Origin of the sequence: Nodosilinea sp. FACHB-131 (assembly GCF_014695395.1) — a bacterium.
In the GTDB taxonomy this organism is placed as follows: Bacteria; Cyanobacteriota; Cyanobacteriia; order Phormidesmidales; family Phormidesmidaceae; genus Nodosilinea.
Window position 1 is genome coordinate 20,864 of sequence record NZ_JACJOF010000035.1, and the last position, 19,655, is coordinate 40,518.

14 protein-coding genes are annotated in these 19,655 nt (G+C 52.7%); 8 read left to right on the forward strand and 6 right to left on the reverse strand.

Annotated elements, in window-relative coordinates:
- The first annotated feature begins 19 nt into the window (after positions 1–19).
- Positions 20–994 carry a carbohydrate kinase gene (locus H6F75_RS23320; RefSeq protein WP_190755019.1) on the forward strand — a complete coding sequence of 325 codons (975 nt, stop codon included), beginning with the start codon at positions 20–22 and terminating at the stop codon, positions 992–994.
- A 120-nt stretch (positions 995–1,114) separates the two neighbouring features.
- Here the strand turns inward: H6F75_RS23320 and H6F75_RS23325 are convergent, their stop codons facing one another.
- From H6F75_RS23325 to H6F75_RS23335, 3 genes are all read right to left on the reverse strand, one after another.
- On the reverse strand, positions 1,115–1,891 hold the full coding sequence (locus H6F75_RS23325) for an intradiol ring-cleavage dioxygenase (protein ID WP_190755021.1): 777 nt from the start codon (positions 1,889–1,891) through the stop codon (positions 1,115–1,117).
- A gap of 92 nt (positions 1,892–1,983) precedes the next feature.
- Positions 1,984–3,450, reverse strand: coding sequence for a xylulokinase (gene xylB / locus H6F75_RS23330; RefSeq protein WP_190755023.1), 1,467 nt, complete (start codon positions 3,448–3,450; stop codon positions 1,984–1,986).
- Between the two features lie 15 nt (positions 3,451–3,465).
- Positions 3,466–4,890 (reverse strand): NAD(P)/FAD-dependent oxidoreductase, encoded by a 1,425-nt coding sequence (locus tag H6F75_RS23335; RefSeq protein WP_190755025.1) that lies wholly within the window; start codon positions 4,888–4,890, stop codon positions 3,466–3,468.
- A 712-nt stretch (positions 4,891–5,602) separates the two neighbouring features.
- On the opposite strand from H6F75_RS23335, the gene H6F75_RS23340 reads away from it, so the two are divergent.
- The 6 genes from H6F75_RS23340 (at position 5,603) to H6F75_RS23365 (ending at position 12,057) form a co-directional block, all read left to right on the forward strand.
- Positions 5,603–6,172, forward strand: coding sequence for a type 1 glutamine amidotransferase domain-containing protein (locus tag H6F75_RS23340; RefSeq protein ID WP_190755027.1), 570 nt, complete (start codon positions 5,603–5,605; stop codon positions 6,170–6,172).
- A 1,366-nt stretch (positions 6,173–7,538) separates the two neighbouring features.
- Complete coding sequence (locus H6F75_RS28900; protein ID WP_347710698.1) at positions 7,539–8,186, forward strand: acyltransferase; 648 nt, start codon at positions 7,539–7,541, stop codon at positions 8,184–8,186.
- Positions 8,187–8,250: 64 nt separating this feature from the next.
- Positions 8,251–8,955, forward strand: coding sequence for an acyltransferase (locus H6F75_RS28590; RefSeq protein ID WP_190755031.1), 705 nt, complete (start codon positions 8,251–8,253; stop codon positions 8,953–8,955).
- 452 nt (positions 8,956–9,407) lie between these two features.
- Positions 9,408–10,688 (forward strand): glycosyltransferase family 4 protein, encoded by a 1,281-nt coding sequence (locus tag H6F75_RS23355; RefSeq protein ID WP_190755033.1) that lies wholly within the window; start codon positions 9,408–9,410, stop codon positions 10,686–10,688.
- Between the two features lie 564 nt (positions 10,689–11,252).
- A complete protein-coding gene (locus H6F75_RS23360) occupies positions 11,253–11,408 on the forward strand; it encodes a hypothetical protein (protein WP_190755035.1) in 156 nt (51 codons plus the stop codon).
- Between the two features lie 331 nt (positions 11,409–11,739).
- Positions 11,740–12,057 carry a hypothetical protein gene (locus tag H6F75_RS23365; protein WP_190755037.1) on the forward strand — a complete coding sequence of 106 codons (318 nt, stop codon included), beginning with the start codon at positions 11,740–11,742 and terminating at the stop codon, positions 12,055–12,057.
- A 434-nt stretch (positions 12,058–12,491) separates the two neighbouring features.
- On the opposite strand, the gene H6F75_RS28285 is transcribed toward H6F75_RS23365, so the two are convergent.
- Both H6F75_RS28285 and H6F75_RS23375 read right to left on the reverse strand, forming a co-directional pair.
- Positions 12,492–15,851 carry a PAS domain S-box protein gene (locus tag H6F75_RS28285; protein WP_190755039.1) on the reverse strand — a complete coding sequence of 1,120 codons (3,360 nt, stop codon included), beginning with the start codon at positions 15,849–15,851 and terminating at the stop codon, positions 12,492–12,494.
- Positions 15,848–16,192 (reverse strand): helix-turn-helix transcriptional regulator, encoded by a 345-nt coding sequence (locus tag H6F75_RS23375; protein WP_190755041.1) that lies wholly within the window; start codon positions 16,190–16,192, stop codon positions 15,848–15,850. The genes H6F75_RS28285 and H6F75_RS23375 overlap by 4 nt, the downstream gene beginning before the upstream one ends.
- A gap of 202 nt (positions 16,193–16,394) precedes the next feature.
- Here H6F75_RS23375 and H6F75_RS23380 point away from each other — a divergent pair, with 202 nt between their 5' ends.
- On the forward strand, positions 16,395–17,555 hold the full coding sequence (locus H6F75_RS23380) for a HAMP domain-containing sensor histidine kinase (protein WP_242020314.1): 1,161 nt from the start codon (positions 16,395–16,397) through the stop codon (positions 17,553–17,555).
- Positions 17,556–17,685: 130 nt separating this feature from the next.
- Here H6F75_RS23380 and H6F75_RS23385 read toward each other — a convergent pair whose 3' ends face one another.
- Entirely contained in the window at positions 17,686–19,122 is a 1,437-nt protein-coding gene (locus H6F75_RS23385; protein ID WP_190755043.1) for a tetratricopeptide repeat protein, read from the reverse strand.
- Between the last annotated feature and the right edge of the window lie 533 nt (positions 19,123–19,655).

The window sequence follows — 19,655 nt, forward strand, 5'->3', positions numbered from 1 at the left end:
AGCAATTTAGGAGAAAACTATGACCGAGCCCGTGATTTGTTTAGGAGAATGCTTAGTCGATCGCCTGTTTGAGGTCGGTGAAACGCCGGAGGCAGCCTCTAACCAAGGCACCGATTATCCTGGTGGAGCGCCCGCCAATGTAGCCGCTGCGATCGCCAAACTCGGCACCCCCACCCGGTTAATTAGCGCTCTAGGCGAGGATGACCTGGGCGATTGGCTAGTTGAGGTATTGCAGGAGCAGGGAGTAGCGTGCCAGATTCAGCGGGTGGCCGATATGCCTACACGCACGGTGCTGGTGCAGCGGGATGAAACGGGCGATCGCCAGTTCATTGGCTTTAGCGCCCCCGACCCCGCCGCCTTTGCTGACGCCCATCTCACCCCCAACTGGATAGATGCCGTCGATTTTGCCGGGGCGAGTTATCTGGTGATGGGGACGCTGGGACTGGCCTACCCCACCACCGCCCGCGCCATGGCGCGGGCGCGGGATAAGGCCCAGCAGGCCGGGGCCAAAATTGTGATCGATTTGAACTGGCGACCCGTGTTTTGGCCAGACGAGGCGATCGCTCCTAAAACCATTCGAGATTTTCTGAAGACCGCCGATCTGCTTAAGCTCTCTAAAGAGGAGGCCCAGTGGTTGCTAGATACCGACTCTGCCCTGGACGTCTGCCAGCAGTTCCCCCAGTGTGAAGCTGTGCTGCTCACCGACGGGGGCAACGGCAGCACCTGCGCCACAAAACAGCACAGCGTTTCACTCCCGGCCTTTGATGTCAGCAGCAAGGACACAACGGGGGCAGGGGACGCCTTTCTAGCCGGAATTCTGCACCAGCTTTGTCAGCGGGGATGGGATGTTTGGCAAGACCCGGCTGAAATTAAGGCGATTTTGCGCTACGCCAGCGCGGTGGGGGCGCTAACGACGCTCAAGCCGGGGGCGATCGCCGCCCAGCCTACTCCCCAGGAGGTCGATGCTTTTCTGCACCACCAGGCCGCTGCCTAAACCCCGAGGGCGAATGCCATTCGCCCCTACATACCCATCAATCAGGCAACCCTGTAGGGGCAAACGGCGTTTGCCCTAACCAAACTGGGCTAAATATAGGGGGTTTGGCGCGATCGCTCATCAGGCCAACTCCAGCCCAATCTCAAAGCGCCCAGTGTAGCCCTCTCCAGCCTGGGTAATGGGCAGAATTAACTGATCGCCGCCGCTGCGAAAGATGCCGTCATTTTGGTTGCGGGTGGTGCGATCGCCCCTAGCGCTGTAAGGGGTCTGGGTATAGATGCGATCGCTCAAAGCATCGTCAAAATAGAGCTGTGAGGTAAATTCGTAGCCCTGATTTGAGGTGGTATTGCCGCGAATTTTGAAGTGAATATGCACAGCCCGGCCTGGATACCAACCGGGATAAATGGTGGTGAACTCGACCATGCCGTCAGCATTAGTGACTTGAGCCCCGCGCAGAAACTTTTGGCCGAGGGTATTGGCTCTGCGATCGGCCACATCTGAATAGGCTCCCGTGGCATCGCAGTGCCAGACGTCTACCATTGCGCCTGCCAGCGGCACACAGGCATTAGCACCCACTTGGGAAACGCGAAATTGCAGCGTTAGGGGAACGCCTAGTTTTACCGAGCCAGTCGTCGGGTCAGAGCGAATATCAGAGCGCTTTAGCGCTTCATCAACAAAATAGGGGCCTTCGGTCTGCTGAGGGCGTACGGTGCAGGCAGGCTGCGCCGCCGCTGCCTCGGTCGGGGTTTGGGCTACGGTACTGCTCAGTTCAGCCGAGGCCGAGGGCTTGCGGAAGCAGCCGAACAGCGAAACCATCAAGGTGCCGCCGATGAAGCCTAGGGCATCGCGACGCTTGAGGTTAGGGCCATCTGTTCTTGATACGTATTGTCTGGGCATGGGGTAGGGGCATTGCTATATTGACAGCTTCTATTGGGCCAAACCAAGATTACGGTTTACTCCAAGCTTGAATTACAGCATTGTCATCATCCCTACCTCACCACCTTTAGCGACTCGTAGAGTGGGGTGTATCGTTCAAATGCCGCCTCATAGGCCGCGTGCTTTTGGGGTTGCACCGCCTCGATCGCCTCAGGCAGCATGTCAAACGCCTCCGCCAGCGACGGGTAGGCCCCTACCCCCACCATCGCCAAAATCGCCGCTCCGTAGGCCGCTCCTTCTTCGGCTTTGGGCGCGACCAGTTCGGTGTGCAGTACATCCGCTAGTAGGTGGAACCAGAGGGGCGATCGCACCCCACCCCCCGTTGCCAATAGCTGATTCACTGGAGAAATTTCCTGAATCACCTCCAGGGCTGCCCGCAGGCTAAAGGCCACCCCTTCCAGCACCGCCCGAATCAGGTCACCTTGGGTGTGAGCCAGCGACAAATTCACCCAGGCCCCCCGCGTGTCCGGGTCGAGGTAGGGGCTGCGCTCGCCGGCCAAGTGAGGCAAAAATAGCACGCCCCGCGCCCCCGGTTCAGATTTTTCGGCCAGAGTCATCAGGTCGGCAAAGGCGATGTTGGGGGCAAAGGTATCGCGGTACCAGCGCAGAGCACCCCCCGCCGCCAGGGTTACCCCCAGCAGGTGGTAGCCGCCATCGGCATGGCAAAACAGGTGCACGCGCCCTTGGGGGTCGGGGGTCGGGACATCGCAGGGGGCAAAAATCACCCCCGACGTGCCGATGCTGAGGCTGCCTCGCTTTAGGTTGCGATCGGAAATGCCGAGGCCAATCGCCGCTGCGGCATTGTCACCCCCGCCCGCCACCACGGGCAGTCCTGCCGGGAGTCCCGTCCGCTCAGCCAATTCCGGCTTTAGCCGTCCAGCGATCGCGGTTGATTCGACCACGGTGGGAAATAGGTCGGGGCTGATATCGAGAGCGGCAAGAATGTCTTGGTCCCACTGCCGACTGGCCAGGTTTAGACAGCCAATACCCGAAGCATCCGAGGGTTCGGTCACCGCTGCCCCGGTGAGCACGTAGCCGAGGTAATCCTTGGGCAGCAAAATTTGCCGCACCTGTTCGTAGGCCTGGGGTTCCTCGCTCCGCAGCCACACCAGCTTGGGCAGCTGAAACCCGGTAATCGCTGGATTGCCGGTGCGCTGAATTAATTCTGAGCGGGGCACCGCCGCTTCAATTTCCGCCACGGCGGCCCCCGTGCGCTGGTCATTCCAGAGAATTGCGGGGCGAATTACCTGACCGTCTTCGTCCAGCGGCACCATGCCGTGCATTTGGCCTGATAGACCGAGGGCGATCGCCCGGTGCCCTTCAATCTGTCCAGCTACCTCACCCAGAGCCGTCAAACTAGCTTCGACCCAGTCGGCAGGCTGCTGCTCCGTCCAGCCGGGGTGCGGCGTCAGCAGAGGATAACCTTGGGTCGTTTGGGCAACTACCTGGCCTTGCAGATTGACGGCGATCGCCCGCACTCCGCCGGTTCCCAAGTCTAAACCAATGACTACGTCCGCCAATTCAGTTTCTCCCGTCTACGATTCTGCAATGACTGGCGCTTTTAGCTCTCCTAAGGTGCGTTCTGGAGCATCATGCCGCTCCACCCGCTGGGGCTCCTGATCCACAACCATCGGCTCATCCAGACGGCTCTCTTCCCAGGTGATCAGCCGTGAACCGCCCTTGTGGGTGAAATAGCTCCACAACCACTGGATCATCACCACCAGCTTGTTGTCAAACTCAATCAGGTAATAGATGTGCACAAAAATCCAGATCAGCCAGGCGGGGAAGCCCCACAGCTTGAACCGCCCCATGTTGACCACCGCCGCGTGGTGGCCAATCACTGCCAGATTGCCCACATCGTCGTAGTGGAAGGGAGGCAGATCGTCGCCCCGAAGACGCCGTTGAATGAGCTTGGCGATGTAGGCCCCTTGCTGCATGGCCACAGGGGCAACCCCAGGCAGGGGCTGTTTCCCCTCCGGGGAGGCTGCGCCAAGGTCCTGGTGGGCAAAGTGCGCCAAATCTCCCACCACAAAGATATTTGGCTGCTCCGGCAGGCTGAGATCGGGATTCACCATGACTCGCCCCGAGCGATCGAGCTGGGCCCCGGCTCGGGCAGCCAGCACCTTGCCCAGCGCCGAAGCCCGCACCCCAGCGGCCCAGAGAATGGTTTTGGCCCGCACCTGCTCGGTCTGCTCGCCCTGGCGCACCGTCACCACATCGTCGTCGATGTCGGTCACCAGCGACTGGGTACGCACCGTTACGCCTAGCTCCTTCAGCGAGTCGGCGGCTTTGGCCGACAGGTCAGCGGGGTAGGGGGGCAACACGCGATCGAGCCCTTCCAGCAGCAGAATGCGGGTTTCAGTGGTGTCAATGTGGTGAAATTCGTCCTTAAGCGTGTGGAAAGCCAGTTCTGCCAAGGCCCCAGCCAGTTCTACGCCCGTTGGCCCACCGCCCACCACCACAAACGTCAGCCAGGCCCGCCGTCGCTCTGGATCTGACTCTTTTTCAGCGGCTTCAAAAGCCCCAAAAATTCGTTTCCGCATTTCTAGGGCATCTTCAAGGGTCTTAAGCCCCGGTGCGGCCTCGGCCCACTGGTCGTGACCGAAATAGTGGTGGCTAACACCTGTGGCTACCACCAGCGTGTCGTAGGGCAGGGTTGTGTGGGTTAGCGTCACTTGCTGCTGCTGAGGGTCAATATCAATGACTGCATCCATCAGCACCCTGACGTGGCGGTGAGCACTCAAAATAGCTCGCAGAGGCGACGAAATATCTCCAGGTGATAATTTCCCTGTGGCCACTTGATAGAGCAGCGGTTGAAACAGATGAAAATTTCGTTTGTCAATTAGCGTGACTTCAACCTGCTTAGTTTTCCCCAATGCCTTAGCGGCATAGAGACCACCAAACCCTCCTCCAACAATCACAACCTGATGAGGCTTAGTCTCAATAGCGGTATTTTTCATGGAATTAGCTCCATCTCAAATAGGCTCTGCTGAAGATCGCTAGGAAAAATTTCATTGTCAAGGCTACTTAAGGCCAGGGTGCGATCGCTCTATTTGACAAACTATTTCAGCCGATTTACAACGAATGTGGCTGGCTTTATCTATCGAAAGACATAGCTAATGCTGCTTTGCCGAAAAAGCTATGGCCTGAATGAACACTGGGCTAGCTTCAGTGTAAGTATTCAAAAGGGTCTTGTAGATTTCTCAATCTTTCATCACGATTTTCAAGACCAAAAAACGTGAGCAAGAACCCATTTTTGCGTTTGCAACCACAGTAATCGATCCACTCATGCGCCCCCCGCTCCAGACTGTAGGGCAGTTTTGGCGGCAGCGATCGCCGTCCTACCGCTCCAGGCTTGGCCAAACTGCTGCTGTTAATCGGCTAACTCCACCTGCGGCTAGACGCTACCCGCAGTTCAGTTACCTAAGCTGAAAATAGCTCTCGGCAACAAATCTGCCAGCTTCAGCGTGTGGCCTCAATGGTTAGCAGGTGATGTAACTCCCATGCGTCCGCAACGGCTAGCGCAGCCCATTGACTTAAAGCAAGCGGTGAATATTGGCTGTGCCTAGTTGTCTAAGGATGTGCTGCATTAATTTCAAGGGCAGGTTTTAGCCGAGAGCCATGCCAATCTAAAACCGACAGTTTAAACCTTAAAACCTCAGGAGAATTAGCATGGCTCAAGAACTTACAAACCGCAAAGTGGCGATCTTAGCCACCGATGGATTTGAGCAGGTTGAGTTGACCGAGCCCAAACAAGCTCTAGAGAAAGCCGGTGCCCAAGTGCATGTGGTTGCCCCCAAGGAGGGTTCTATTCAAGGCTGGAATCACCACGACAAAGGCGATACAGTGCCGGTCGATCGCACCCTTGATCAGGCTGACGCCAGCGACTATGACGCGCTGGTGCTGCCCGGTGGAGTGTTGAATCCTGACCAGCTCAGAACTAACGATCAAGCCATTCAGTTTATCAAGGCATTCTTTGCCGACAGCAAACCCGTAGCCGCAATTTGTCACGGGCCTTGGACCCTGATTGAGGCCGATGTGGTCAAGGGTCGCACCGTCACCTCCTGGCCTTCTCTCAAAACTGACCTGAGCAACGCCGGCGCCAACTGGGTTGATCAAGAGGTGGTCGTCGATCAGGGGCTGGTCACTAGCCGCAACCCCCACGATTTGCCTGCCTTCAACAGCAAAATTGTGGAGGAATTTGCTGAGGGCAAACATCTGGCTCAAGCTCAGTCGGTCTAGGCCAGCGCAGTCCCTAAGCCTCTGCCAACTCTTCACCTTCCTGTTGGACGCAGAACGCCGCTTGTCCTCGGCTGGTGCTCGTAACAACTTTGCTATTTCACTGCGGCCCGCTGTGGTGAAATAGCGAGTTTAGGGTGCTCCGACATCCAGGGCGATCGCATTGTGTACCGCTGGGCTACAGACCAAGACTCGCATTACAAAAGAGGCAATGGCATCCCAGCAGTTGCGAGAAGCCCCCAGGGCTATGGCGCTGCCCTCGACGGAGACCTATTCCCTAGCTCCGCGGCAAGTCGACACCTAACGCTGCGGGCGGCGGATAAAGCTATGCCGAACGCCTTATTAACGCCATGCTAGAGCTGCTCTGTGGGCCGCTCCAGCATGGCGTTAAACAGATTGGGGTGAAATGCGATCGCACAATCTTGCCTCCGTTCAATCAACTCGTTGAGATTAAACAGGGGCAAGATTGAACCAATCTGACCTAGCCAGCACAGCCCTGCCAGATGAATTAATACAAGACTAATTAAACACGGGTTGTCGTTGAAAGAATTTGGCAGTAAGCTTAAACCAAACCCTCCGCCTTACGTTTGTTGAGAGCTTAACAACAACGTAAAGCCTGTATGAAGTTGATGTATGTTTATGCCAATTTTTAACAAGTCATACTTCTACACCGATATCTATCAGCCTTTGCTGAAAGGGTTGCGCTTGGCCCGCTTGAACCGAGTTTGCTTACCGGTCATGGCGGTGAGAATTCCAGGCGGCTTGACTCCCCCTTAAACAAGAATTTATTAGAAGAAATGCGATCGCTCTCATTGGCTGAGAGCAGCATTTTTAGCACCCAGAATGTTCCAATTCAGCTCCTGTCTAGGACTAACGTTAGCTAAGTCAGGCGATATCAGGCTTTGCCTTGTTGATATTTGCTTTGCCACTAGCCAAACCTAGTGCTGTAGTTGCCTTTATCCTTAACAGTCAAATCGACTTGCGGTAGCAAATTGTCTGCTTCCTAGGAATGCGGCACTACAAGGATAAACATTCTAGTGCTGTACGGCGAAAATCTGGCTACCGATAATCAAGGGGCTTAAACTTCTTGCCTAAGCTGAACTCGAATTGGCAAAGTTTATGCCGTCGAGGATTGGTAAAGGGGAAATTCCTTTGACTATCATTGCGCTTGCGGCAAGCCAATAGCTTGCGCAACGGCGGACAAATTTATGCCGTGAAGTGCCAGTATTTAGCAGTTATATGCCTAGGTTCTTGGGGAGCAAAAGAATTATGAATAAACCTGTCTTGAAAGGCAAACCGCAAATTAAGTAAATCAAAAAATAGAGAACATAGAATCATGAGTTATTTGAGACGGGGCCTTGAATCAATTGTGACCGGAAGCTTAAGCGCCATCCCAACAAAGGCTGGAAAAGCGATAAGAGTTATAGGATTTCGGCCTTTATTTAAGCAGTTAGACAGTTCTGCAACAATCGGCTCAAGGGTTAGATTCAGCGGCACAAATCGTATTTCTATTGAAAAAGGTGTTTGGATCAATCAATATGCTGAGATTCATAGCGGGGGCAATCTCATTCGGATTCGGGCCAATGCAGCTATCGACCTCGGCGTGAGCATTAGAGATTGTGGCCATCAGGGTCAGTCAAGTGGCATTGTCATTGGAGAAAACTCGGGGTTAGGGCCTTACTGCTGTTTGGCAGGTCCTGGAGCAATCAATATTGGCAGCAACTGCATGATTGCATCGCACTGCTGCATATATGCCAACAACCACGGGTTTGATGATCTAACAAAACCTATGCATTCTCAGCCATTAACAACGGTGGGAATAACGATTGAAGATGACTGTTGGCTGGGCACAGGAGTCAAAGTGCTTGATGGAGTAACTATCGGCATAGGGAGCGTGATTGGGGCTGGGGCCGTTGTTAGCCGAGACATTCCACCATATTCGGTAGCCGTAGGGGTACCCGCTAGAGTAATTAAAAGTCGCAAAGAACAACTCTTTACTAGCTCAGATAGAAGATGAGCAATCATCTAAGAAACGGTGCACACAAAACCACTAAATTTCTAAAGAGGATGGAGTTGCCACAATGAAAGTTGAAGTTTGCGAAGACCTTAAAGCAAATAATATTAAGCTTCAGGAACCAGAAGTTGTTAGACCTAGCAACTCAAAAAATCACATATTTAGGAAATTGATATTTCCCCTGATTGAGCCAGTTCCTCGCCCTTTGGGAACAATAGCGAGAAAATTTCTCTATCCTCTTCTATCTAAAAACTGGGGAAAGACCCCTTATATTCAAGCATGGGTTGAAATTCTCGGTGTTAACAATATTACTACTGGCGACAATATCAGCATCCTTAGATATTCTATTTTGAACTGTAATTTCAAGAATAGCCAGCTGAGGTTAGGGAGAAATGTTTCCCTAGACCGAAACGTTAGTATTCGTTTAGGAGACAATTGCATCATTGATATTGGTGAGGGAACTTATATTGGTCCCTTCACCTGTGTATCCGGACCTGGAAATATTACCATTGGCCGTAAATGTATGATTGCTTCTATGGCCGGTATTTATGCCAAACAACATCACCACGTGGGCTCCAGGACAGAGGGCATCACGATTGAAGATAACTGTTGGATTGGTACTGGAGCCAAAATCTTAGATGGCGTGACCATTGGTTATGGTAGTGCGATCGGCGCCGGAGCAGTAGTGACTAAAGATATTCCGCCCTACTCGGTAGCCGTAGGAGTACCGGCAAGGGTTTTAGAAAACCGGAGAACTAGTCCTGACGATTAGTTTCTTGTTGAGTTAAAACACCATAATTTTTTGTGTGCGAACCAGCCTGCTGTTTCCTATCCATTTACCTCCTACCTTTCTGTTTTTACTGCCCAGTCATGGTGCTTCGTATGGAGTTTAGATATGGTATTCAAATAAACTTTTCCTTGTTTTAACTATGTTTTAATACATGTGATCGCAGCCACATATTAAAGCCGAAAGCTGAACTCTACCTAAAAGCATAGGACCCAGACCTGAATTTTATATATTATTGAATTCGGCTCTTAATAGCTCTAGGTGAACCAAATTTGAATTTTTATCTGGCTACAATAAGAGCTAAGCCATAGCGTCAGAAGCTGCATCTACCAATCGATAAGTCGCTACGTTAAACCTAAATGTTGTATGGCTAACATGCAACATTATGTGTAACTAGTAGCATAAAAGTCAGCCCCAAACGCACCCCTATTACTACTATGAGTCTCGATAAACAGCTGAGAATAGTCTACTCTTCGGCCCCTGTAGATGCTACGAGTGTTTATATGCATTGGGTTCTAGGTCAAGATGATCCTTCCCACTTTGCAATTACCTACGCTCAACATTTCTATGAGCTAGCTAGAAAATTTAATGCAAAATCTTGGCTTATCTCGGCAAGAGACAAAAAAGGCCTCATTCAAGATAACGACTTTAGGGTTGAATTTAGATCCTTGAAACATCAGTCTAGAAGTAGCGTCGCCTTCTTTGCTGGTCAACTTTGGTCAGGCCTAAGACTGATTTCTTCAGTGATTCTCTTCAAGGCTGATATCTTAGTCATTAGCGAAGATAGAACTTTTTGGTTTCTACTAGGTATTCTTCCTCTATTCGGCATCAAAGTTATTCCTACAATCCACTGCACTTTGTGGCCCAAGTATAAGCAGCCTAGTACCGTACAGCGGATTATTCAAAAGCTGAATAGTTGGTTCTTTCGGTACGGCTGTGTGGAAATTTGCGTCGTCTCTGAAGACATTAAAAACCAGATCGTCAAGATTACCGATGGTCGTAGCCGTCCTATCCGAACGTTTATTCCTGCCTATAGAAAAGAGTTTCTTGACGATATCAAGATTCGAGATTATGATGCCGGAGCTGAACCATTCCAGGTTCTATTTGCTGGTCGAGTGGAAGTCAGCAAAGGAATTTACCTGCTTTTAGAAGTCGCGAAGAGATTTATATCTGTTAACCCCAACTGTATTTTTAACATTTGCGGCACTGGCAGTCAGGTAGAAAAGCTTAAAGCGGCTGTGTTGGAGGCGGGCATTGAAAAACAGTTTGTCGTGCACGGCCATTGCCAGCGAGACAAGCTTCGCGAAATGTATGAAACGTCCCATATAGTTGTTGTTCCAACAACCAAAGATTTTGTCGAGGGTTTTAACAAGGTCGTTGCTGAGGGTGTCATTATGGGGAAACCAATCGTCACATCACCTGTTTGTCCAGCGCTGTCTATAGTGAGAGATGCAGCTGTGGAAGTCACTCCTGACGACGTGGATGATTATTTCAACGCTATTTTGAAGCTAGCAACGGACAAAGATTTCTATCGTCAAAAGCAAAAAAGCGCTGTGGCTCTGAGGAAACAATTTTTTACATACTCAAAAAGCTGGGAAGCTCAAGTAGAAGACGTCATTCAAAAAATCTGTAAAAATAGTCCAGATCTCAGTAAACACGGGCAGGAAGCAAATTATCATGCCAAGTTTCAACTTGAGGCAAACCGCGAGACCTTGTAGCTTAGCCGCTTGCGCTTGGCCTGCTCGCGAAAAGTGTCTAGATAAAAAATGATTGTAAGTAAAGCTCCTCAGAACGTGTTGGGGGGCTTTATTTTGTGCTGAGGTACTCGGTGACCCTTACAGGTGACCTCGGTGTATGTCACCGCTACCACCGAAGAGGTCTTAGAATAGCTAAGTAGTAATAGTCCAGCACAGTGCTGGACAAATTCTGGAACGTTTTACGAAAAAACTGCTGAGAAAGATTGCGATGCTGCTCTGTAGCGCCCGGCAACTGCTTTGTTAGAAAGGCCGCAAAGTGCTGTTGCAAAGTACGACACACTTCTACCATAAATTTGGGTCTTCAAAGGCCTACGGTGACAACCATCGCGGTTTGAAGGGCACGCTGGTCGATGGGCCACAGAAGTTGTCAGAACAGCAGTTGCCGTGTTGCAACATTCGCCACGCCCTTTGGAACCTAGAGCATGCGAGCTATTGGGCAAAGCAAAATTCTTTGGCTAGTTTCACGGTCCTTTTGGTAGTACCACCGCAACAAGCCTTCTCCTCATTCCGTCATGGATTGCCGTTGTGCTGCTAGCTTTTCGTATAGCTGGCAAGCTGTTTAGACTTTACACCTGCTTCCACCAGATCGGGGTTTTGGTGGTCAGCCACGATGGGTCGTTGGTACGGCGGCTGTGCGATCGCATCATCAATTTAGCCCCTGCCCGAGCCACTGCGCGTTAGTTTCTGACGCTGTTGAATAGTGGTTATAGGCGGGCTGGATGCGATCGCACAGCCCAATGGTTCACACATGGGTTAACCTTTGAGGCATTCTTAGGCGGTAGAAGACCAGTCAGGGCAAACTTGAATAGCTCAGTTGGTTTGCCCTATGGATCTCCGATTTAGAGACTACACAACCGCCTTATCTGAGTTTGAGCAAGCCGTTTGGGTTCAGTGTCCTCGGTGCAATGGTCCTGTTCTCTCTCGCTGTTTGGATGAGCGTCTGACATGGCGGATTGCCTGCCCGGACTGTAGCTATATCAAAACTGCATCTCGAAGCGCTAAGCAAAAGCCAATGCCCTGGTGGACTGACGGCTGGTGGGCCGAGTATCGAAAGCATGGGGACGCGGTAGATCCGGTTTTTGGCTTGCCGCTTTGGCTACAGGTGCCCTGTTGCGGACATGTCCTGTGGGCCTATAACGAGCTTCATCTGGAGTTTCTAGAGGCTTACGTGCAGGCCAGCATTCGAGAGCGGCAGGGGCGTAAAGGCAATCATCATGGCATCGCCGTTCGGCTACCCCGGTGGATGAAGTTGGCCCGCAACCGTTCTTCTATCCTGAAGGAGATTGGGTATTTACGGGCTCGGTTAACGGATCCTTGCCAAGAAAGGTAAGCTTTGCTGAGTTATAGCGGATCACACTTGCCCAACTTTTGGGGCGCCATTTCATTTACGGGCCTGCCGGCACGCTGCAAGAAGACTAACTACGAACTCAGCCTTCAAGCTAGAACTGCTGTGGCATAAATCACTCTCGACATTCCTAATGATCTTTCTCAAAAGTCCAGCCGGTTCAAGCCCAGCTGCCGCAGGTGCTAGAGCTGAATTTACAAGAATTGCAATCTCCAGCGGCAATGCTCAGTGGTGCCAGGTGCTGCTCAACCGACAGGCGTTCAGTCGAGGACTAACGGGCTTTCACTGGTGGATAGATGCTGTGAGCTAATTATGCCTGTCCAGACAGATTTGATATGAGTCAGATTTTCCATGGACGTAATCGTAGGGTTGCTTCCTTGTTGTAGAGAAGTGGCGCTGCTTGTGGCAAGGCACGATTGCTAGACTCGGCTTGGTTTGAGCAGGGTTACAATCTCGCGAACAAATCGTTCTGGCTCCAACGGTTTCGTCAAGTGGGTTTGAAAGCCCGCTTGGAGCGCTTTCTCTTGGTCGATTTCGGCGGCATAGGCAGTGAGCGCGATCGCTGGCACCGCACCGCCCTGTGCCGGTGGACGCGAGCGAATCTGCTGCATCAGCCTGTAGCCATCCATCTCTTCCATGCCGATATCACTGACTATGACATTGGGAATAAACTGCTCCAAGGCTTGCAGCGCTTCTATACCTGAGGCAACGGCTGTTACGGTTGCCCCGTGCTGCTCGAGCAGAAAAGACTGAAATTCACGAGTATCGGCATCGTCCTCGACGAGCAGAATTTGCACGTTGTCTAAGCGTGCTTCTGCACCGGATTGAGGCTGGTTTTGCTCAGAGAGAATCGACGTGGCCCGTTGCAGAGCCGGTAGCTGCACAATAAAGGTCGCGCCTTGATACTCGCCTCCACTTTCTGCTTTGACCGTGCCGCCGTGGAGGTCCACAATTTGCCGCACGATCGCGAGTCCCAATCCCAGACCGCCAAATTTGCGCGTCGTTGAGCCGTCTTCTTGCCGAAAATACTCAAACACATAGGGCAGAAATTTCGGATCGATGCCCTTGCCGGTATCGACGACTCGAATTTGGGCCACCCCATGGCCCAAGCTGCCTTCAGCAACAACTTGCCTCAGTTGGACCATTACCTGTCCGCCGTCGTCGGTGAACTTGACCGCATTGGTGAGCAGGTTCCAAACCATTTGCTGCAGCCGGGCCGCATCGCCAGAGACCGCAGCCACATCTGGGTCGAGGTCAAGCGTAATTTGAATAGTTTTCGCGTCTGCCGCTAAACTTACGGTTTCAACAGCAGCGTGAATGATAGAGGCCAAATTGACCGAAGTCACTGTTAAGCTCAGCTTGCCCTGCATGATGCGGGAGATGTCGAGCAAGTCCTCAATCAGTTGCGATTGCAGCTTGGCGTTACGCTCAATTGTGGCCAAGGCATCCATTTGACGGGCAGGATTGAGTTTGCCGCTCAGCAGCAGTTGTGTCCAGCCCAAAATCGGGTTCAGGGGCGATCGCAACTCATGGGACAGCACGGCGAGAAATTCATCTTTGATGCGATTGGCGTTCTCGGCGGCTTCTCGGGCGATTTGTTCTTGCTGTAAGAGCTGTTCTCGTTGAGCCTGGGCGCGTCTGAGCGCTTCAATGTCTGTGCTCGTGCCAAACCACTGCACGATTTGTCCCTGTTCGTCTCGGATGGCGATCGCGCGGGAGAGAAACCAGCGATAGGTCTGAGCTGACAAGTGTTTCAAGCGAAATTCGGCTTGATAGAGTGTCCCTGTCGTCAGCGCCGTCCGCCAGAGTTCACTCGTCATCTCAAAATCATCAGGATGAATGACTTGAGTGGCGTAGTGAATGTCTTGAGTTTGCTCTAGGGTCAGCCCGGTATAAGTTGCCCACTGCTGGTTCACATATTGCGTGTTGCCTCCAGCATCGGTTATCCAAACCTGTTGCGGCATGGCATCCGCGAGCTGGCGAAACTGCGCTTCCCGTTGGGCAATGGCGGCTTCTGCCTGCTTGCGATCGTGGATATCGACGGATGCACCAAACCAGTGAATAATCTTACCCGTTTGCGGATCTCGGTAAGGCTCGGCCCGCCCCAAAAACCAGCGATAGTCTCCTGCCGCTGAGCGAAGCCGGTGTTCGACCGAGAAACTGCCGCCGCTGCGTCGCGCTGCGTCAAACGACTCCATGGTGCGCTTACCGTCGTCTGGGTGAACAAAGCTAGCCACAGCTTCAGCCGCCGTCGTCGGTTCGTAAGGAACGCCTGTATAGTTGCTCCATTGTTTGTTGAAGAACTCCATCTGCCCTTGTGCATCCGTAATCCAAACGATCTGTGGGGCAGCATCGGCCATCAGTCGAAACCGCTGCTCGCTTTCACGCAGCGTTGCTTCTATCCGTTTGCGATCGCTGATGTCAGTAAACACGATCGCCACCTGGCGCGTTGCTACATCGCCAATCCGCGACGCCACAACGTCAAACCAGCGATCGAGCGCGTCCGAGCGCACTTCAGTGCGAATAGACTTGCCGGTGTGAACGACTTGGGCGTAAAGGTCATTCCAAAACTGTTCCAGTCCCGGTGCCAGTTCGCTTGCCCTTTTGCCTTCCGGATTGACAATACCGGACTGTCGCTCAAAGGCTGGATTTGCTTGCAGAATGAAGTGATCCACCGGCTTGCCATCGGCATCGAAGAGCACTTCAATCGTGCAGAAACCTTCGTCGATCGACTCAAACACCAGGCGATACTGTTCTTCAGATTGACGCAGAGCGACTTCTGCCTGTTTACGAGCAGTGATGTCTACCGCTGTCGCATAAAGTACTTGTTCGTCTGGGTGAGACTGTGCTCTCCAGAGCAACCAGCGGTAGGAGCCGTCTTTGTGCCGATAGCGGTTTTCAAAGGCAAACGTTTCGGCGCCGGCCAACACGCTGACGCTCTCCGCAATCGATGCGGCAATATCGTCTGGATGGAGAAAATCAGTCCAGGGGTGAGAGGTCATTTCGGCGGGTGTCCAGCCGAGAATACGCTCAAAAGCCGGGCTCACCCAGTGGAAGTACCCGTGGCTGCTCATAATTACTTGCAAATCTGACCCTGCGGCAAGAAAGCGCTCTCGTTCCTGCTCCACTTTTTGCCGCTCAGCCTCAATGCGCTTGGTCTCGCTAATGTTGGTAAACAAAGCGGCAAACTGATGACGTTGGGGCTCCCCAATGCAAAAGGCGTTGACATTAAGCCAACGGTTTAGCTCACTCTCTTGCGCCTCAAAGCGAACAGATTTTCGGGCGCGCACAACGCTGCCAAACAGCTCAAACCAGGGGGCATCTTGATTGGGAACCAGTTCCCGTGCCGTTTTGCCGACCACTTGCTCCAGCCCGGTGAGCCGTTCAAAGGCCGCATTGACTTCGAGGAACCGATAATCGGTCGGTTCCCCGTTCTCATCAAATAGCAGTTCGCAGACGCAGAAGCCTTCATCCAGTGACTCAAACAACGTGTGGTGTTTTGTCTCTAGTTCGCGCAGCTGAGCTGCCGCCTCGGCAGGTTCGACGGCGATCGAACTGAGATTGCCAGGCTGCTGTGGCTCAGTTTCTACCTGCATTTTTTCCGACTGCTGGGCCTGAGCGAGTTCCGTCAACAGAATCTGCGCCGCCGTTTTCAGGCTGTCTGGCCAAGTTTCGAGCGCACCCAGTGGCGTTTGGGACCAGTCGTGCGATCGCGCTAGCCGCACCAACTCCCCGTCTCCAGCGAACAATTGTTCAGGGGTTGGTTGTGGTTGTGTCATGCCTGCTCTCTGTGATGCCGTCCTTCAAAGCAGCCGTTACTAGGCTCACTGACGGTCATGTACTTGGCCAAAAGCGCCTGGCAATCTGCTTGTAAGCGTGGGTCTGAAACCTGTGCCAGTTCGACCAAGACGCTGTTGACTTGCTTCAGCGCTAGGGGCGAGGGCTGCATACGTCCGTTTTCCCAGCGATTGAGGGTGCTGAAGCTAACCTCCAAAACTCCCGCAGACTGTTTTTGGGTGTGGGCCATGAGTTGACGCAAATTCCGAATCAAGTGACCCACCTCCGGCTGACGTTGGGTTAAGCCAGGAAGGGAAAAAGCAGAGACCAGCTTTAATGCCATAACGCGCATACCCATAACGCTCGCCCACACTCTATAGCGCCTGCTATGACAACAGAATTGCCCAAAAGGTAGAAAACCCTGCTCTAGATCAATCCAGTGACCCTCCTTAATTACTTCTAGAGAGGCATTAGGCTGACATCTTTTTGACAGTCCCTAGCGGTATCATGGCTCTATTTTCAAGATGCTCGCAACAGACAGATCGATGCGACTAGCAGACTTCATTCTCGGGAACGTCGAGCTGATCCTCTCGGAATGGGAAACGTTTGCGCGCAGCCTCTCGCCTGGGGGGAAGATGACCAAGCTTGCCTTGCGCGATGACGCTGAGGCAATGCTGCGGGCCACTGCGCACGACATGCAGAGCGGTCAGAGCCTCGCGCAGCAGGCAAGTAAGTCTAAAGGCCACGGCGGCGCTGTTGGTGAAGAGAGCGATCGGCTCGATAACGCCTCGGTACGGCACGGGCTGGGCCGCGTAGGCTGGGGATTTGACATCCTAGAGGTTGTCTCCGAATACCGTGCCCTGCGCGCCAGCGTGCTCCGCCTGTGGACCGAGAGCCACCCGCAGTTCGACATCAACGATGTCAATGACATTACCCGCTTCAACGAGTCAATCGACCAATCGCTCGTCGCCGCCGTCGGCAGCTACACCAATCGCGTCGATCAGTCACGGCGCATGTTTCTAGCCATCCTTGGCCACGACCTGCGCAGCCCGCTGAGCTCCATCAGCATGGCCGCACAACTGATCTCGCGCACCGCAGATAAGCACCCAGACTCTCCTAGAGCGCTGTCGGTGATCGAGACCAACACAGAGGCCGTCACGCGATTGATCCGTGACCTGATCGACTTCGCCTCGACGGGGCTGGGCAGCGCGATGCCGCTGACGCGCGGTTCGGTCGATTTAGAACTACTCTGTCGCAACGTCTTTGAGGAATTCTGTGTTGCCCATCCGCAACGCACGCTGCGCTTTTTCTCAAATGGCGATCTCACGGGCGACTATGATGTGGCCCGCCTCCGCCAGGTCGTCTCTAATTTGATGGGCAACGCCATTCAGCACGGGTCCGAGGAGAAGCCAATCGTGCTATCGGTCACTTCGGACGGATCAACCGTAATTTTGAGCGTGCATAACGAGGGCCCGCCGATCCCGCCAGAGAACCTAGCGACGATCTTCGATCCGCTCATGCGCCACACTGAGCCAGACTCGACAGCGCAACGGGTTCCGGGCAGCATTGGCTTGGGGTTGTACATCGTGCGCGAGATTGTTGTCGCCCACGGAGGCACGGTAGAGGTCGTCTCGACGGCGGCGGCGGGCACAACGTTCACCGTCCGCCTGCCACAGTCATGCCCGGCTGAAGGCGATCGTCAGTAAACCCAGGGTGCTGCTGCATCAAATGGGCCTGCTTGTGCAGCTAGCCTATCTGCGGTTGCCGCAACCAGTCAACGCGAGAATGCAGTTTCCTTCGGCCGGATTAGGGTCATGTCCTCAAGCTCGATCGCTGCTATCTTGATTCCACTTCCCTGATTAAATCAAGCACCTGTTGCGCTTCTTGAGGGCGATTATGCTGACTTAGCAGCTCAGCATAACGGTGGTAAGGCTCTTTGAGCGACTCAAAATTAGAAGGTATGTATATATTCTGAGCTATCTGTTCAGCACGAATTGCCGCAAACACGTCAACAGATTGCCCGAAATAGTCACTTGCCAAGTCAGTTTGATTTTGAGCAATCAGCACCTTCGCGATCGATATCAGCGACCACATTTCCCCCTCGCGCATAAGCAACCGTATTTCCCACTGGCGCGTAAGCGGCCGTATTTCCTGCTCGCGCTGGTAAAGTAGTAAGGCTTGCTGGTAGGACTCAATGGCTTGCTGAGGCTGATTGATGGAAGCATAGACATTGCCAAGACTAGACAATGCAGCCGTTTCTAGACTAGGAGCACCGATTGCTTGTCCAATTGACAGTGCTTGTTGGTAAGACTCAATGGCTTGCTGAGGCTGACCCATAGAATCGTAAACAAGGCCAAGATTAAGCAGTGTCTCCGTTTCTCCGCTGCGATCTTCATTCTGACGAAAGCGTTCTAGAGCAGCTTGAAACGATTGCAAGGCTGCCTGATATTGATTGGCATTGAGCTGATCAAAACCCTGACCTAGGAGGCGATCAGCTTCTTCATCGCGGACAAATTCGATCTCCTTGATCAAATCAAGCACCTGTTGCGCTTCTTGAGGGCGATTTTGCTGATTTAGCAGCTCGACGTAACGGTGGTAAGGCTCTTTAAGCAACTCAAAATCAGAGGGTATGTATACAGCCTGATCTATCTGTTCAGCGCGAATTGCCGCAAACACTTCAACAGACTGCCCGAAATAGTCAATTGCCAAGTCAGTTTGATTCTGAGCAATCAGCGCCTCGGCAATCAATGCAAGCGACATCATTTCTCTATAGCGATCGCCCGTTTCTCGGTAGAGTGGTAGGGCTTGCTGATAGGACTCAACGGCTTGCTGAGGCTGATTAATGGAAGCATAAACAACGCCAAGATTGTACAGTGCAGCCGCTTCTAGCTCAGGAACACCAAATGCTTGCCCGATTGACAGTGCCTGCTCGTAAGACTCAATGGCTTGCTGAGACTGACCCATAGAATCGTAAACAATGCCAAGCATGTTCAGGACAGACGCCTCGTAGTAGCGATCGCCATTCTGACGAAAACGTTCTAAAGCTGCTTGAAACGATTGCAAGGCTGCCTGATATTGATCAGCATCGAACTGATCCATGCCTTGATCTAGGAGGCGATTAGCTTCTTGATTGCGCTGGATGTTGGTCGGGTCAATTTCGCTCGGGGTTTCTTGCGCTTGTGTAAGCGGCACAGCAACAGGCGTTAGAAGCGCTAGCGGAAGGGCGATCGACAACAGCAACGGTTTTGTGAAGCGCAGGGAGGGTAGAAGCATTTGCCTTCCAAGGGTGGGAGGGAGAAGATTATCGCTGACGCTTCAACCGTACTGTGGAGTTACTAAGGCAAACAAGGCTAGCAAAGGTACTTTAAGTAAACAAAATAATTGATCGGGCACTGGTTCGTTAAAAGGAGATATATCAAATCTCTTTCAGGCGCTAAGGCTGAGGTGAAATTTCTTTACGTCAAACAGCTCATCCCCGCGATCGCACTCTACCGCCCGAGCACCATGGCCTATAGTGGAGCTCGTTTGCACAAGCTTGAGACTCCCACTGGCACCGCTGGCCCGTGGGGGGTTCTGTTTTAACTGTAGTGACGGCGATCGCTCTTTTCTGCTTAAGGCGCTCACCCCCTGAAAGTGCAGCTATGGAGGGGACGGGTGAATCTTGGCAGGCACTACCCCACCGTTATCCCTTAGTTTTTTCTACATTCACGCGCTCGTATTGGAATGACATGACTAAGCCATCTAGTTCTCTCATTAACGCTTCAGCAGTACCCGTGTCCCCGTCATTTGAGGCTTGGTTGTAGGCC

Bases quoted from the DNA above. Each gene is read 5' to 3' on its own strand.
- H6F75_RS23335 (WP_190755025.1), bottom strand. From the start codon at position 4,890: ATGAAAAATACCGCTATTGAGACTAAGCCTCATCAGGTTGTGATTGTT.
- H6F75_RS28285 (WP_190755039.1), bottom strand. From the start codon at position 15,851: ATGACACAACCACAACCAACCCCTGAACAATTGTTCGCTGGAGACGGG.
- H6F75_RS23375 (WP_190755041.1), bottom strand. From the start codon at position 16,192: ATGGCATTAAAGCTGGTCTCTGCTTTTTCCCTTCCTGGCTTAACCCAA.
- H6F75_RS23355 (WP_190755033.1), top strand. From the start codon at position 9,408: ATGAGTCTCGATAAACAGCTGAGAATAGTCTACTCTTCGGCCCCTGTA.
- H6F75_RS23320 (WP_190755019.1), top strand. From the start codon at position 20: ATGACCGAGCCCGTGATTTGTTTAGGAGAATGCTTAGTCGATCGCCTG.
- H6F75_RS23380 (WP_242020314.1), top strand. From the start codon at position 16,395: ATGCGACTAGCAGACTTCATTCTCGGGAACGTCGAGCTGATCCTCTCG.
- H6F75_RS23325 (WP_190755021.1), bottom strand. From the start codon at position 1,891: ATGCCCAGACAATACGTATCAAGAACAGATGGCCCTAACCTCAAGCGT.
- H6F75_RS23365 (WP_190755037.1), top strand. From the start codon at position 11,740: ATGCCCTGGTGGACTGACGGCTGGTGGGCCGAGTATCGAAAGCATGGG.
- H6F75_RS23340 (WP_190755027.1), top strand. From the start codon at position 5,603: ATGGCTCAAGAACTTACAAACCGCAAAGTGGCGATCTTAGCCACCGAT.
- H6F75_RS28590 (WP_190755031.1), top strand. From the start codon at position 8,251: ATGAAAGTTGAAGTTTGCGAAGACCTTAAAGCAAATAATATTAAGCTT.
- H6F75_RS23385 (WP_190755043.1), bottom strand. From the start codon at position 19,122: ATGCTTCTACCCTCCCTGCGCTTCACAAAACCGTTGCTGTTGTCGATC.